Genomic DNA, 13,093 nt, shown 5'->3' with positions numbered 1-13,093 from the left:
AAAAATCATTAGTTTTATAACACTGAATATCTATCATCAAAAAAAAGTACCGATTATGTTTAATTATGAAATCGGGGGAAATGAACGAAGAATTGATACGTCAGAAGCGTTTGTTGACATCTCTCCAAACAAGACATTATTCGTTCAGCAGTTAACCGAACAGGAACCCATTAAACCAGAAATTGTTGAAGGCCTGAAAACTGTAGAAGAAGTCTTTAAACATTTCAAACCTAAAGTGAGCGTAGATTTCGAGCAGAAAGACGGGTCTACTGTTAATGAAACATTACACTTTGATCACCTCGGTGATTTTTCAGTAAAAAGTATGATACAGCAGAGCAACCAACTGCGTGATCTGAATGTGGAAAGTGAAATGTATCTGAACATCATACGTCAGCTCAAAACAAACAAGACGTTGAAAGCGACGCTGGAAAACCCCGAAACACGCCAGGCTTTTGCTGCCGCATTGGAAAACCTTGCAAAAGAATTGCAGCAGAATATATAGCATACGATAGGACCCGACAGCACTTAACCATAGATTGAAAACTGAATTAATCCCTGCCACCTCGTGGCGATAAACACAAACGCATGTCAGCATCAAACGAAAGAACGCAGGAGACTCGTCAGGAGCGTCCTGTACTACAGCACGCAGCTTCGACATCAGCTCCCATGTCCCTGGAAGACAGTTTGCAAAAACTGGTAAAAGTTGGCGGATATGATTTCCTTGAAGCCATTGTGGATGGTTTGCAGAATCTCAACCCCGAGCGTAAAGCACGCAAAAAGATATTTCTAACGGATCAGGATAAAGCCACAGAAAGGAAAGAGCTCCTGAAAAAAATTCAACTTTGGCAGGACCTGCTCAGTAAAGATGCCACCGTATCTGAACTGAAAGACGAGAGTCAGCACCGTGCAGAGGAATCGGAAGCCTTGCTGCAAAAGAATATCGGCCAGGCACTGGAAGCGACCCGAGATTTGGAACAGGCTTATCGTACCGTACATCAATTCTATAAGAACACAGAAAGTGATAAACTCACCAATGTGAATATTATAAATGCTGCCATGTCGCAGCTCACAGACCTGGATAATCCACGTTTCATTGAGCATGTGGCAGAAGAGCTCAAACACAATTACGATCGCCTGGATCTGCGCGACAACTATTCCCTGCTGGTGATACCAGGTTATCTGGGCGCTAACAAAGTAGTGGAAAGATGGGCAAAGATTGCCCATAACAACAAAGCGATGCTGGTAACGGACTTCGCTAATCTGGATCAACCGGATGATGTGATCGATTTGTTTACCTCTGCAAATCTCACTGGCGCCGATGCTTACCGTTCCAATGTCATCATGACCTGCAACTGGTTGGTAGGCCGCGGTAAAGTGGAATCTGCCGGCGAAGAAGATGATTTGCATGTTCCCGGTTCTGCTTCCCTGGCTGGAAAGATGTATTATACTTTAATGAGCCAGGTGACTGCCGGTAAGAAACACGGGGCCGTAAATGAAGCCGACGGGGTACGCTTTGATCTTAAGAAGAGTGAGATCTCCCAACTGGAGCGTATCGGCCTGGTACCTATGGTAAATGAATACGGCAAGGTAATGGCATTCTCTGCGAAGACCCTTTTCAACGGAGACAACATCGGCCTGCAAACCTATTCTGTGGTACGCGTGTTCGACTATATTACCAAAGTACTGTTTGATTTCCTGAACCGCCGCGCTTTTGAGAACTGGAACTCCAAAACAGAACATGACCTGCGCGCACAGATCGTCAAGTTCCTGGATAGTATCCAAGGCCCGGACGCCCTCATCGAACGATTCAAAATCATTCGTTTTGAGCAGGATGATGTACAGAAAGATCGTATCCACCTGGATATTCATATTACTCCTTATTTCCCGGCAAAAAGCTTTGTAGTGAAGCTGGACGGCTATAAGGGCGAAGATGAACAACGTACGTGGAATACAGAATACGCCGCAACGCCAAAGTAATCCACTACCGGGCGGTTTGATTTTTTCTTCCGAAAGCCCTATTTTAGAAGGGTATGAAGAATTTATTAATGCTGCACGGAGATATTGAAAAGACAGGGATTAACCACGAGTTTGCGAAAGCGTACAGGCAGGGAGCGGAAAAGGTAGGCGCTACCGTAAAAGAGATAGCGATCATGGACCTGAAATTCCTTCCCAATAAGCAGTTCAATAACCAGATCACTCCGTTGGAACCAGATCTGCTGGATGCGGCAGAAAAAGTAAAATGGGCGAATCATATTGTACTGTTCTGTACAGTGAATCACGATTCTATCCCTGCCAAGCTCTCTGGTTTTTTTGACCGACTGTTTGCACCAGGGCAGCACTATGCCGGAAAATCCGCACGCATAGTGTCTGTATTGGATGAAGCCAGTTGGAAAGAATGGCAGATGAATAAGACACCTACTTATCACGCCATCAAAAGGAACGTATTGGAGCGTTGCAGAATCATTCCAGTGAGAACCTGCACCATTGGCTATGTGCACTCTCCGGAGAATGATTATGCAAAAAAATGGATAGCGAAAATGATTGCATTCGGAGAGAAATTTATGTAGTGATTTATTTATGTTAACACTGCATGAAATGCCTGTACGAAAGCTATAATCGATAGAAAATTATTTATTTTTACGAATAGAACTGAAACATCAGGCGAGCGTTGTTTGTACCGAAGATGAACCATTTCTATCAGAAGAACCAGTTTAATTAGTAACCATAGGAAGTTTTGTTCGACCCGAACCTGGCACATTTTAGTGCGAGGCAGACCATTGTTTTTTTATTTGTTACCTATAAATTTTAATCATTATGGCATTCAATGCAAAATTAAACATGGCAGGCAAGGAGTACGATGTACTCAGCTGCAATTACTCCCTGAACAGGGATGTTGACGCCAAGGGCCGCCCGGCGTCCGGCGTTTATGGTGGTACTATCGATGTGGAAATCGAATCCACTGAAGACACCTCTATTGTTGAAGCAATGGTAAACAACCAGTTTAAACCTATTGCTGGTAAAGTCCTCATCAAAAAATCCGAGGAAGATGCCAAAATGAAAGAAGTATCTTTTGAAGATGCTTACATCATTAAGTATTCCGAAGGTATCAGCGTTATTGGATCAGATCCAATGAAACTTCGCTTTACTATTTCCGCCCGCAAGTTGAAACTCGGTAATGCCGAGCACGTAAATGACTGGCCAGGCAGGGATAAAGCGTAACCCCACTCCTCCTCTGATCTTCATGTATGATGAACTTCCATTGCAGCTTGTCTGCATGGCGTATACATGCGTACAAACAACCTTCGAATAACTTTAAAACGGAATACAATGGCATTTAACGCAAAAATTCAATTAGGCTCAAAAACTTACGATGTACTGCAATGCAGTTTTTCATTAAACCGCGACGTTGACGCAAAAGGTCGTCCTTCTTCCGGCGTATACGGCGGTACTATTCACGTAGAAGTAGAATCAACGGAAGATACTTCTGTGATTGAGTCTATGGTGAATAATCAATATAAACCTTTCAGTGGCAAAATCATCATCAAAAAATCAGATGAAGATGCCAAAATGAAAGAGCTCACTTTCACTGACAGCTACATCATCCAATACAATGAAGGCATCAACGTAGTGGGTAACCGTCCCATGACGCTGAGTTTCGTGATTTCTGCACGCACCCTCAAACTGGGTAATGCAGAACATGTAAACGATTGGCCAGGCAGAAGTTAATGCGTTCCTTAACAGAACATCATTCATTTCACACAGTGTGTACTGCCTTCGGGCAGTACCCCTGTCATTCCTGTTAACGCCAACATGAAAAAAAAGAAACACATATCGCCTACTGTACAGCCAAAGCAAAAGGGTAAAATCAAAGCGAAGACGAAGGCTAAGGCCAAGTCTGTACCCGCCACGCCATCCGACGTGGAGTATCAGCACCTTTTTGACACCTGTACTATTACAAAGGAAAAGATAGCAGAGGTAGACAAAATTATCGACGATAAAGTAATTGCCAACCGCAAAAGATATGATGATATCTCTACGATGGTACAGGCAGGCGGCGCGTTGGAAGGCACTTTCAGCACTTCGTCGTTGTTTAAAAGTCGTCCGCAGTTCAATGCATTTCCCGGCAGTTTACAGCAGCTGTACAATCCCGCGGCCAGCGTACCGGAATACTCCTTTCAGCAAGGCGCAGGAATGCTGCCGGATTTTTCTTTGGGATTCTCTCCGAAATCCAATCCATTCGGGCTGGGTTTTATAAGTGAGTTAAACAGTGACCTGAATTTCATTTCCAATGGCCGGATTCCCTGGTATTTCATCGCTTGCGTGCACTACCTGGAATGTGGCTTCAGTTTTAATAAACATTTACATAACGGCGATCCGCTTACTGCTCTTACCCGACAGGTACCCGCCGGACGCCCCAAAGTGAATCACCCTCCCCCCTTCACGTTTGAAGAAAGCGCCATCGATGCCCTGAAATTAATGGGCTTCGATAAAGTAACCAACTGGAAACTACCTTTCATCTTACGTAAACTGGAGGCATATAACGGCTTCGGCTACTTTAAATTTCATAGTATGAACTCCCCTTATCTCTGGAGCTACTCCAATCAATATACGAAAGGAAAATATGTAGCAGATGGTAAGTTCGATAGCGAGGCCGTTTCTGCCCAATGCGGATCAGCCGTGATACTGAAACGAATGGAAGACAGGGGATTGATCTATATACCAAGATTTTGATATGAGAAGAATTTTATTCGCTGTACTGGGATATTGTGCTGTATTGACATTCGCCGCCTGCGGCAACCGACAGTCCGGAGATAAAGGTCAACAACCCGACTCTCTGCAGCCAAAAAGCGTACAAGCCCACAGCGATAGTACACCGACTGCTAAAACAGATGAGGCGAAATTTCGTGTAGCCTTTGCCGTATTCCAGCAGGCGGTAAAAAACAATGATTCAGCAGCCATCCGCAAGATCATTCATTTCCCGTTGCAAACAGCTAAACAATGGACAAATGAGGATCTGAAATCGATGGAAATAGATAAATCAGCTGGGATAGTGCATAACACTGAATTCAGCGAATACTACTCCAACATCTTTCATCCAGCCGTTATGCGACTGATACCCAAAGCAGGCGAAGAGAACCTGCAAGAGATAGATGATAAGATGGATGAGGACTACTACAATACACTACGGCAGGGAACGGACAAAGGCGCAAAGCTCTATGAGGTATATGAACAATACCCGGAGAAGAATGGTAGCTCGGAAAACTTCTTTGCTTTCGTATTCGCCCGTATTGGCGGGGAATACAGAGTGGTGGCATATTATGCAAAATGGCCTGTCAAAGGCTGACATTCAACATTGTAAACAGGTTAACCTATGGAAGGGAAACTGCAAGTAACTATCAACATTGAAGGGACGCCGATCCTGCATTTTTCGACGTTTACCCTGGAACAGCGCTTCAATGCGCATCATTATTTTGAGCTGCGCTTCAACCATGATGAGCAAGGCGCCCCGGGCATGATATCCCTGGAAAAATCCCGTGGATTCATGGGTAAAAGCATTACCGTACAATTTGGTAGTGAACTGGGAAAAGAACAACTCTTCGTGGGAAAAGTAACACGCGTAGAGTTGTCGCAAAGCCATGGCTACCATGGAACCCTCATCATCAGCGGTTATAGTCCAAGCATTTTGATAGACCGCGGCCCTGATCTCGGCTCCTATCTCAATAAAGACCTGAGCGGTATCATACGCAAAGCGACCGAAGACGCTCCCTCCAATGAACTGAATCTCACCCTGAATCCTGCCAGGAAAGAACCGATTGACTATATGATCCAATATCGTGAAAGCGATTATGATTTTATCAACCGCCTTTCTGCAGAATACCATGAATGGTTCTTCTATGACGGGTCTAAACTTCATTTCGGCAAGCCGGATAAACTGGAAGAAGTGAAACTGGTATACGGCCGCGATGTGAATAGTCTGCAATATGCTATGCAGGTAGCCCCGCTGAAAAGCCGCAAGTTCGCTTACAAACCGGCAGAAGACGAACTTTTCAAAGCAGAAGCCAAAGCCGCAGCCTCCGGCCAGCCAGACCTTGCACATGCCGTGAATGCGTCCAATGAACTGTATAGCAAAGTATATTCTCAGCCTACGAACGTGCGTATCGACACAAAAAAAGATATGGACACCTTCGTAGACAATGAAGATAAAGCCAATATAGCCGACCTGCTGCAAATTACCGCTACTGGCGACAATCCGCAGGTGGCCATTGGCAAAATAGTGGATGTAGGCATGAGTGTGAAAGAGGTACTGAACTTCAACGTGCAACAACTCGGTCGTTTCCTCGTCACCGCTATTTATCACCATCTCGATGGCGTAGGACACTACTATCATACTTTCGAAGGAATTACTGCCGATGCAGAAAAAATTCCTGTTCGCGATTATGACAAGCCTTTTGCAGATATGCAACTTGCCATTGTAGAAGATAATGCTGACCCTAAAGGACAAGGTCGGGTGAAAGTGAAGTTTAAATGGGATTGCAGTTGCAACGATGCTTCTGAATGGTTGCGCGTAGTAACACCGGATGCCGGTAGCTCTGATAAAGTTAGTAAGAACAGAGGCTTCACCTTTGTTCCGGAAAAAGGCGATCAGGTACTGGTAGCTTTTGAAGAAGGAAATACTGCCCGACCATTAGTACTGGGCAGCGTGTTCCACGGTAAAACCGGCGGCGGTGGCGGTGCTGCAAATGGCGTAAAGAGTCTGACTACCCGCAGCGGTTCTACTGTAACCCTGGATGACAATAAAGGTAGTGTTACCGTGAAAGACCCGAGCGGCAACGTGTTGATCATGCATGGAGATGGGACTGTTACTTTGAATGCTCCGCAGAAAATGGTCATTAATACAACCGATTTCGTGCTGAATGCCAGCAACAGCGTTACGATCAATGCGCAACCTGGCGAGCAAGGCGGCGGCGATGGCACCGTTACCATCAGCGCAAAGAAGAGCATCAGCGGCACAGCAGATACAGAAGATATCAGCTTAACTTCTACTGCAAAAGATGTGAATATCAGCTCTGCCGCCGGCGTATATAAATTGGATTCTAAAGAGATTACACTCACCGCAAGCGAGAAATTCCATGCCCATGGCGGCGCCAAAGGAGAATTTGTTGCCAGCGAAATCGAGATCAATCAATGCTAAATATACACAGACCCAAACCAGGCGATGAAGCTTTATATCATCTGACCTCTGCCAACAGAACCATTGTTGGCGGCCGGTTGATGGAATTCGTACAACAGAAAGTAGTGCGGATGAAGATGATAGGAGAAGATAAGGGAGACACGATCTACGAGTACCAGCTTCTTGCTCAACAATTAGAAGGTACTGCTGTCATCCATGAATGGGCCATGGATATGGAAATCCTGCAATCGCCATTGAAAATAGTACTGGATGAAGCAGGGCAACTGAAAGACATCCGCAACCTCTTCGAGATTCGTGAGAAATGGGAAACCTCGTATGTCACGCATCTCCGCAGGAAATATAAACATATGAAAGAAGGACTGGAAGAACTCATTGCAGCAACCGATGCTTTGTTGAAAGACAAACCACGCTTCCTGCAATCGTTACAGGGATACAGTGGCTGGCGTTTTTTCTTTCAGGACAATTTCGATGGACAACCAGGATCACATCAGCAGCATTTATTGCTCCATGGTTTTTTCGGACAGGTAGATCTGCCACTATCCGTTGAGGCTACCTGGACAGAAGAATACGGTATTGGCGAGTATAGTTGCCAGTTGGAGACAAAGGGCAAACTGGATGAAAGTAAGTTCGACAGGAAGATGTTTGCCCGTATGCTAAAGGATCTTACCGGAATGTTTAATGTCAGCGCCCAATTGGATGTGTCGATGGAAGAACAATTACAATACGACAAACAGCATTGGTTACTGGCTGGCGAACTGTATTTGGAAACAAAAGTGGCTGATTGGTATTCCGTTGCTTCTGCACATGTGCTGGAACGAATTGATACAGCCAGAGCTGATGAACTAAAAAAGAATTTCAATGTTGCTGCGGCACCTACCGCGTAAATATCCGGCAATATGGGAACAAAAAAATACATACCTGATAATAGCTGGCTCACCTGCGATAAAGGGAGCGCTCCTACCCGTCTGAAGGTGACGCATCACAACAATACCAAAATCTATGGCGAAAACCTAGCGAGTGAAATGGATATGATCCCCGGGGAGAATATTATGCCGATGGGTCGGTGTTCCGCATCTGGAGGCAGTTGCCAACCGCAACCCATATACTGGGATAAATGTAACCAGGGGGTGAAAGTGAATGGGTATAAGCTTGTATTTGAAGACGCGTGCCTGTTGTGTAAGCAAGGGGGAAAAGTAAAAGTCGATTTTAATGCGCCATCCGGTGGCGGCGGCGCCTTAGGCCCAATAGCCGATGGCGTAACTGGTCTTGGCGCTGGCTCCTGGACCTTTGGTAGTTACGATGGCACATTGGATTATGTACAACGAGGCACCATTTATGATGTGGAAAATGGTAAACTAAGTCTGGTAAGACCGAACAGCGATAAGGATTACAGGAGAGGCGGGAACTACGGAGAGATGAAAGATAACGTGTATCATCGCCAGGAAGGCTGGAGAGATGTACGATCTGAGCATCCGGTGATCAATATTGATAAAAATACTGCTCCCGGAATAGATGGGGCTTATGAAAAAAATGGTACTTACAAATTAACAGATGCCAAGTATAATGGCGCCACTTTAGAGAATACTAAAACATATGGTCGCGAAACCAGCAGACGCTGGACAAAGGCACATATAGATAATGGCGGGATTAATCCGGCCGACAGAGCAGCCATGGCCCAAGCCAATGATATGGGTACGCTCAATCGCGAAATGATCAAGGTAGCGCCAGATGGCAGGATGCATTCTGAAACGATGGATGATAGGGGTTACAAACAAACCCGTGGCCAGAAAGAGACATTGGAGATTAAACCGAGTCGGGCAGGCACGCTTATCAATGGCGTACGCTCGTCTGTCCGTAATTCACGTCCTATTAAGGCATTGGCAAATTCAAATTTCTCTCAGGCCGTAAGAAATAGTAAATTAGCTACGGGTGCAAATGAAGGACTCTTCAAGGTTTCACAGGCAGTATCCCGATCCAAAGTATTGAGTGCTGCCGGAAAAGTAGCTGGCAGAGGGCTCATAGTAGTAGGCGTTGTGTTGGAAGGTATTAATGTTTACAATACTTACCAGGAAGAAGGACACTTTGGTAAAGAAACCCAAAAGGCTGTTGGCGGCGCAGCAGGCGCGCTCGCCGGTGGTTGGGCAGGAGCCGAATTGGGGGCAATAATTGGTACTGCTATTTGTCCCGGTGTAGGAACCGTGGTTGGCGGATTGGTAGGAGGAGCCATAGGCGGCCTTCTTGGCAGTGGACTGGGTAAGACAATAGCAGGATGGTTCTGATTTATTTTTTCAAAATATTTATATAATGGGGTTTTTAAACAAATTGTTCGGCGGATCAAATGTAAAGGAAGAAGATCGTTCTCCTAATCAGAGAGCTCCACTCAAAAATGCCAAATATTTTGAGGTAGCCCTCAAACAGAAAGACGAACGAATTGCAATGGATAAGAAAACACGGGAAACGTTGTTGCTGCAAGGCAGAGCGGAGCCTTACCATGATTGGTCGCTGGCACTTGACTACCTGATGAAGTTTTCAGTGGCTTACTCCATGGGACAGCCTATGGAAAGTTGTTACGATTTGTTTATTACTGCCTCCGATTGGTATGCCAAAGGCTGGGAGCCGGATTCCGCTTATGCAGATATGTTGGATATGGTTTCCATCGGTTACTTGTTGCAGATCCCTGATGATAAATATAATGGCATTGTGCAGTATGTTGAACAATCCGATAAAGGTTCGGACTATGCAGAGTGGCGGCCGGATGGTATTCTTTGGTTTATCATCAATGCCAGAAAAGCAACGGGTCCTACTCCTGATGCAGTGATCTGGCCTTCTCTTTACCAATCCTTACTGGAAATCACCAGAATGAATAAAGAAGAGGCTACTGTTGCAATGAAACAGTATCTGGAAAAGTGGTACGACCTACACAGCAATGATCCCTGGTATAACAATCATACAAAAGACCATGCTTATACTGGCTACTGGTGCTGGGAAGCGGGCGCCATTACTAAAATAATGCAATTGGACGATTCGTCTTTTAAAGATAGTCCTTACTATCCGTATGATTTGGTGCATTGGCGCAGATAAGGCTCTGATCAACAAACCCAAACTCTACTGGGGATTTTGCGAGATACTACCACGAGATATTGCATCAACGAAATGGAAATATCAAATTAATTTCCGGCGAGTAATGGAAAGAAATACTAGAGGTTTATTTTCATTATGTACTTACGACTGTAAAATTGACCACATTATTGTTACTGTAAGTAAATCTATGCACCCCCAAAGGTATCGTTATAAGATATCTTTGGGGGCAAAATTTAGGATGTTACCATAGCGGAGTACCTGTATTTGTCCACGCATTGGTTAAATAATCATTTTGGGCATACTGATAAATAGAGCCATCCAGTCTCAACGTCCAATGTGAACCAGATAGTAATGATCCCCGTCCTTCTACAGCTGCCAATGTAAGGACATAATCACTGTTAGAAACGTCTGTCTCATTTATCGCAACGCTTGGTCCCATTATATAAAATCCGTTTGTAGGTAAAGTACCGGTTCCATTATACAGATTTGCACTTCCTGTAAGGTTTACTGAAATGTCTCTCATCGATGTGGCTGGATTCCATTTACAACAATCCTTCCACTCTAGTTTAAGTCTGATTACAGAATAAGCTATCCACGTTCCTACGTTGGTATTTTCAATAAACCCGGTTACTTCATGAACGAACCTTGTATGTACATTTCCCCAAAGGAAAAATTCTTTAATGTACCTTGAATCAGTTGCAGTAAGGCCTAGATCTGATTTACCATTAGGATCTGTTGTCTGTAATTTGATTTGCCTCGCATCAAAAGATTGTGCTATTAAACCAGGTTGTTCCTTGATAACAGAAAGTCTTTCCTCATCCACTACAGGGATATAATACTTTTTGCCATTATGATACCAAATGATATCATTACCAATCCGCATTTCACCATGCTCATTTAAAATCGAAAGCAGTTCCGCAGGAAATCCGAAGTCACGTAAATCCTTGATTTCAGCAGAAACAGGAACTTTGTCAGATAAACTTCTTAGGGTAGAATTTAGAGATATAAATCCTAGCTGATCCTGCATTTTCTTTCTGAAATTCCTTTTTATGAATTCAACATAATCCGCCTGAGAGGAGAAAAAGAGCCGACCATGGTCAACAATGGGATCTTTTGTCCCCTGGACTGAAGGGATTTTTTCAGGAGCCAATGATGTGTTTTTCTTGCTACAACTACTTGCAAACAGTACAGTTGTAAGACCTAAAATAACTAAATAGTGCTTCATGCTCATCATAATATTTGAGGGTTTTGGGTTGATGGGTTCAGGGATAATAAATAATATAGGTTATATTTCCAGCAATGGTACTTTTTAAATGTAATAAGGATAACTGCGGCGAGACATCAATAGCCAATTTTAAGGACTAGGAATATTATTTCCGCTAATACACCAAATGAATCCTATATTAGTCATTTTGTAAGCATACATGAATGCATCAACATCTTCATATTCAAAACACGCGCCTTCACTCCTTCTCTTTCATTATCGATGAAAACAGACCCACTATTGTCTTTCTGCATGATTCCCTGGGATGCGTTACCCTCTGGCGGAGCTTTCCTCAGCAGCTGGGAGAAATGACCCAGTGCAATGTACTGGTATACGACCGGCAAGGTTATGGACAATCAGATCCCTTTACGACCAGTTCCAGAACAAACGATTATATGGAGCAGGAGGCAGATACCTTAATGTTATTACTGGAGACATGTGCGCTCACAAATGTTATCTTGTTCGGGCATAGCGATGGAGGCTCTATTGCCCTGATTGCCGCGGGAAAATACCCAGATCGGATTAAAGGAGTGATTACAGAGGGGGCACATATTTTCGTGGAAGAAATCACTTTAAATGGCATTAGAGAAGCCGTGAAACTATATCAGCATACTGATTTAAAAAAGAAACTGGAAAAGTATCATGGGGATAAAACGGAGGCAGTATTCCATATGTGGGCTGATACCTGGTTGAGTAATGCATTTCGTTCATGGGATATTACAGACTTTCTGCCTGGCATCAAATGTCCGGTCCTGGTTATCCAGGGCGAGTCCGACGAGTACGGTACTATAGCGCAGGTAGAGGGAATTGCACAACAGGTATCAGGAGAAGCAAGCGTTTATATGATTCCTGGTATAGGTCATACCCCACATAAAGAAGCAGCACAGCCTGTATTAGACCGTGCCGCTGTTTTTATTCAATCCTTATACTAAGCGATTAATGGGCTGCATCATAAGACTGTGCATTCTCCAGATATTCGCCACTGAGGCCTCCAAAAGGCAGACCGGTTCCTGTTTCCAGGAGTAATTTGAGACTGTCCAATGTCTGATTCCAACCCTGCTGGCAGATAGCCCAACATTCGAACATAGGGGTCAGTCCCGGATGATGGATGGTGACCTCGGTACCATTGTCTTTTGAGGAGATGGTCCAGATAATAGTAGTGCCTACCCATTCAGCTGGATTTTGCAGCGACTTTGTTCCTGGAGGCGGTACTTGGTTTTGGCCTACACAGTACCAAACAATGCGCTCATTTTGCACCACTTCTCCAATTTTCATGGTCATGAAAGTTTCTCCAAATCTTACTGTAAATTCTTCGTCTGTTTTACTGGCAGCACCCTGGTAATCTGTGCTCCACCATTTGTTAATCTGAGTGGTTATTGCCTGGAAGGCAACCTGCGCAGTGGTATTCACCATCATGCTGTTCTGATAATCCTGATTTGTCATATGCGGTGTTGATTTATGCTTTCCAAAATTAGGTCGAATCGTTGGATGACAACCAATACAATAGTGACAACAAACCAAGACAATCTTGCCAAATAGCTGTAACTTTAAACGGT

14 protein-coding genes are annotated in these 13,093 nt (G+C 44.3%); 12 read left to right on the top strand and 2 right to left on the bottom strand.

Going from position 1 to position 13,093, the window contains the following annotated elements:
* Positions 1-55: 55 nt before the first annotated feature.
* From CLV59_RS04220 to CLV59_RS04170, 11 genes are all read left to right on the top strand, one after another.
* Positions 56-502, top strand: a complete 447-nt coding sequence (locus tag CLV59_RS04220; protein ID WP_111590742.1) for a type VI secretion system contractile sheath small subunit — start codon at positions 56-58, stop codon at positions 500-502.
* Positions 503-585: 83 nt separating this feature from the next.
* Positions 586-1,977, top strand: a complete 1,392-nt coding sequence (locus CLV59_RS04215; protein ID WP_211323720.1) for a DUF5458 family protein — start codon at positions 586-588, stop codon at positions 1,975-1,977.
* 53 nt (positions 1,978-2,030) lie between these two features.
* Positions 2,031-2,567, top strand: a complete 537-nt coding sequence (locus CLV59_RS04210) for an NAD(P)H-dependent oxidoreductase (protein ID WP_111590740.1) — start codon at positions 2,031-2,033, stop codon at positions 2,565-2,567.
* Between the two features lie 247 nt (positions 2,568-2,814).
* Positions 2,815-3,219, top strand: coding sequence for a type VI secretion system tube protein TssD (gene tssD, locus CLV59_RS04205; protein WP_111590739.1), 405 nt, complete (start codon positions 2,815-2,817; stop codon positions 3,217-3,219).
* A 108-nt stretch (positions 3,220-3,327) separates the two neighbouring features.
* A complete protein-coding gene (gene tssD / locus CLV59_RS04200) occupies positions 3,328-3,726 on the top strand; it encodes a type VI secretion system tube protein TssD (RefSeq protein ID WP_111590738.1) in 399 nt (132 codons plus the stop codon).
* A gap of 84 nt (positions 3,727-3,810) precedes the next feature.
* A complete protein-coding gene (locus tag CLV59_RS04195; protein ID WP_111590737.1) occupies positions 3,811-4,731 on the top strand; it encodes a hypothetical protein in 921 nt (306 codons plus the stop codon).
* Between the two features lies 1 nt (position 4,732).
* A complete protein-coding gene (locus CLV59_RS04190) occupies positions 4,733-5,344 on the top strand; it encodes a hypothetical protein (protein WP_111590736.1) in 612 nt (203 codons plus the stop codon).
* 27 nt (positions 5,345-5,371) lie between these two features.
* On the top strand, positions 5,372-7,192 hold the full coding sequence (locus tag CLV59_RS04185) for a type VI secretion system Vgr family protein (RefSeq protein WP_111590735.1): 1,821 nt from the start codon (positions 5,372-5,374) through the stop codon (positions 7,190-7,192).
* On the top strand, positions 7,186-8,076 hold the full coding sequence (locus CLV59_RS04180) for a hypothetical protein (RefSeq protein ID WP_111590734.1): 891 nt from the start codon (positions 7,186-7,188) through the stop codon (positions 8,074-8,076). The genes CLV59_RS04185 and CLV59_RS04180 overlap by 7 nt, the downstream gene beginning before the upstream one ends.
* Before the next feature lie 12 nt (positions 8,077-8,088).
* Positions 8,089-9,471 (top strand): PAAR-like protein, encoded by a 1,383-nt coding sequence (locus CLV59_RS04175; RefSeq protein ID WP_111590733.1) that lies wholly within the window; start codon positions 8,089-8,091, stop codon positions 9,469-9,471.
* Positions 9,472-9,496: 25 nt separating this feature from the next.
* Positions 9,497-10,273, top strand: coding sequence for a PoNe immunity protein domain-containing protein (locus tag CLV59_RS04170; RefSeq protein WP_111590732.1), 777 nt, complete (start codon positions 9,497-9,499; stop codon positions 10,271-10,273).
* Positions 10,274-10,514: 241 nt separating this feature from the next.
* Here CLV59_RS04170 and CLV59_RS04165 read toward each other — a convergent pair whose 3' ends face one another.
* Positions 10,515-11,498: a hypothetical protein gene (locus tag CLV59_RS04165; protein WP_146616121.1), complete on the bottom strand. Its 984-nt coding sequence runs from the start codon at positions 11,496-11,498 to the stop codon at positions 10,515-10,517.
* Between the two features lie 203 nt (positions 11,499-11,701).
* Here CLV59_RS04165 and CLV59_RS04160 point away from each other — a divergent pair, with 203 nt between their 5' ends.
* Positions 11,702-12,469: an alpha/beta fold hydrolase gene (locus CLV59_RS04160; protein ID WP_111590730.1), complete on the top strand. Its 768-nt coding sequence runs from the start codon at positions 11,702-11,704 to the stop codon at positions 12,467-12,469.
* A 4-nt stretch (positions 12,470-12,473) separates the two neighbouring features.
* Here the strand turns inward: CLV59_RS04160 and CLV59_RS04155 are convergent, their stop codons facing one another.
* Entirely contained in the window at positions 12,474-12,980 is a 507-nt protein-coding gene (locus CLV59_RS04155; RefSeq protein ID WP_111590729.1) for an SRPBCC family protein, read from the bottom strand.
* Positions 12,981-13,093: the final 113 nt, after the last annotated feature.

Source organism: Chitinophaga dinghuensis, from assembly GCF_003259435.1.
GTDB classification, from domain to species: domain Bacteria; phylum Bacteroidota; class Bacteroidia; order Chitinophagales; family Chitinophagaceae; genus Chitinophaga; species Chitinophaga dinghuensis.
Note: the sequence above shows the minus strand (reverse complement) of the source record. Positions and strands in the feature narration are given on the sequence as shown.

Bases quoted from the DNA above. Each gene is read 5' to 3' on its own strand.
- tssD (WP_111590739.1), top strand. From the start codon at position 2,815: ATGGCATTCAATGCAAAATTAAACATGGCAGGCAAGGAGTACGATGTA.
- CLV59_RS04210 (WP_111590740.1), top strand. From the start codon at position 2,031: ATGAAGAATTTATTAATGCTGCACGGAGATATTGAAAAGACAGGGATT.
- tssD (WP_111590738.1), top strand. From the start codon at position 3,328: ATGGCATTTAACGCAAAAATTCAATTAGGCTCAAAAACTTACGATGTA.
- CLV59_RS04220 (WP_111590742.1), top strand. From the start codon at position 56: ATGTTTAATTATGAAATCGGGGGAAATGAACGAAGAATTGATACGTCA.
- CLV59_RS04170 (WP_111590732.1), top strand. From the start codon at position 9,497: ATGGGGTTTTTAAACAAATTGTTCGGCGGATCAAATGTAAAGGAAGAA.
- CLV59_RS04195 (WP_111590737.1), top strand. From the start codon at position 3,811: ATGAAAAAAAAGAAACACATATCGCCTACTGTACAGCCAAAGCAAAAG.
- CLV59_RS04165 (WP_146616121.1), bottom strand. From the start codon at position 11,498: ATGAAGCACTATTTAGTTATTTTAGGTCTTACAACTGTACTGTTTGCA.
- CLV59_RS04160 (WP_111590730.1), top strand. From the start codon at position 11,702: ATGCATCAACATCTTCATATTCAAAACACGCGCCTTCACTCCTTCTCT.
- CLV59_RS04190 (WP_111590736.1), top strand. From the start codon at position 4,733: ATGAGAAGAATTTTATTCGCTGTACTGGGATATTGTGCTGTATTGACA.
- CLV59_RS04155 (WP_111590729.1), bottom strand. From the start codon at position 12,980: ATGACAAATCAGGATTATCAGAACAGCATGATGGTGAATACCACTGCG.
- CLV59_RS04175 (WP_111590733.1), top strand. From the start codon at position 8,089: ATGGGAACAAAAAAATACATACCTGATAATAGCTGGCTCACCTGCGAT.
- CLV59_RS04215 (WP_211323720.1), top strand. From the start codon at position 586: ATGTCAGCATCAAACGAAAGAACGCAGGAGACTCGTCAGGAGCGTCCT.
- CLV59_RS04185 (WP_111590735.1), top strand. From the start codon at position 5,372: ATGGAAGGGAAACTGCAAGTAACTATCAACATTGAAGGGACGCCGATC.
- CLV59_RS04180 (WP_111590734.1), top strand. From the start codon at position 7,186: ATGCTAAATATACACAGACCCAAACCAGGCGATGAAGCTTTATATCAT.